Origin of the sequence: uncultured Agitococcus sp. (genome assembly GCF_937920075.1) — a bacterium.
Taxonomy (GTDB): Bacteria; Pseudomonadota; Gammaproteobacteria; order Pseudomonadales; family Moraxellaceae; genus Agitococcus.
Genome location: NZ_CALETI010000295.1, coordinates 1 through 1088, shown reverse-complemented (window position 1 = coordinate 1088; position 1088 = coordinate 1). Strand labels below are relative to the sequence as shown.

Annotated in this window: 2 protein-coding genes; both read left to right on the top strand. The window is 41.2% G+C overall.

From position 1 onward, the window contains the following. Positions 1–188 precede the first annotated feature (188 nt). The gene (locus Q0212_RS10350; protein ID WP_297925143.1) at positions 189–659 is read left to right on the top strand and encodes a GNAT family N-acetyltransferase; all 471 of its coding nucleotides are present in this window, start codon (positions 189–191) and stop codon (positions 657–659) included. 55 nt (positions 660–714) lie between these two features. Continuing rightward, positions 715–945 carry a hypothetical protein gene (locus Q0212_RS10345; protein ID WP_297925141.1) on the top strand — a complete coding sequence of 77 codons (231 nt, stop codon included), beginning with the start codon at positions 715–717 and terminating at the stop codon, positions 943–945. Positions 946–1088 lie beyond the last annotated feature (143 nt).

Sequence of the window (1088 nt, the reverse complement as noted above, 5' to 3'; positions counted from 1 at the left end):
TTGTACGATGGCGATTTAGTGTTTCATGCCTTTGAAGTAAACTAGAAACCTAACTAAGTGCGTAAGGCGCAAATACCCGCGCTGATTTATGCAGAAAACAGTAATCACAAACGTCAAAAGATAAGCCGTTGTTGGCTGGGTATTTGTCGCACTTGACGCTTGAGTTAGATACGTTTTGGAGCTTGAGAATGGTAAAAATTACACTGGCACTAGCAAGACCGACAAATGGGTACGAGTCTGTTTTTGACCAATACCCTATTTTGCACAACATTTGGGACGAAGAAAAAACAAAACTAGCTAAAGAAGCCGCCGATGAGTGGCTAACCGCAACGTGTGACGGGCAGATTTTTTTAATTGAGGCAAATAACACAGTGGTTGGTATAACTGGTTGGTGGGAGATAAGCCAAGATGATGCAGGGCTTAGATGGCATGGTATAGCAAGCGGAGAAAGAAACAAAGGCTACTCTTTAGCGGCGATTAAAGCGTTAAAAGACAAACTATCATGCGTTTTTAAATTTTTACATGAGGCGGCCTACACTGAAAAGGCGGCAGCATATTTTAAGAAACTTGGCTTTACCGAGCAAAGCGACCATGTGAAAAAATGCGAGGTTTTAGACTCGGCAGGTGGTGGTAATTTCGTACTGACGATAAGTATCTAACTATTGCATTAACAGGCGCAAGCCCACAACGATTTTTGATTAGCGAGAGGTTACTATGAATGAAGAAAAAACTCAAATAGCGGACGGGGTTGCGTCCACGTTGAATGCGGAGTTAGGCGTAAGTGATAAAAAACGCCTGGATTGGCTTGAGCAAAATATTCATTTTAGGTTGAATTTCCATAAAAAACGATGGTCTTGTACAAGGCCAGTAAGTTCTGAGTACAACACTTACAAGACAATTAGAGAAGCAATAGATGCTGCTATGAATGGCACATGGCAGGACTAAAAAATTATAATCGCTATAGCTACTGCTTCAGTGGCCGTTGTAAATGTCGGTATTCTGATAATTTAGGAATACCCATATAAATATGAAGCCTAACTTTAACGCTAAGAGGTAGCACCCCTCAACAAACTACAACCTGAGATTGA

What these genes read in the sequence shown, in the direction of transcription:
- Q0212_RS10350 (WP_297925143.1), top strand. Translation starts at nt 189, where the DNA reads ATGGTAAAAATTACACTGGCACTAGCAAGACCGACAAATGGGTACGAG.
- Q0212_RS10345 (WP_297925141.1), top strand. Translation starts at nt 715, where the DNA reads ATGAATGAAGAAAAAACTCAAATAGCGGACGGGGTTGCGTCCACGTTG.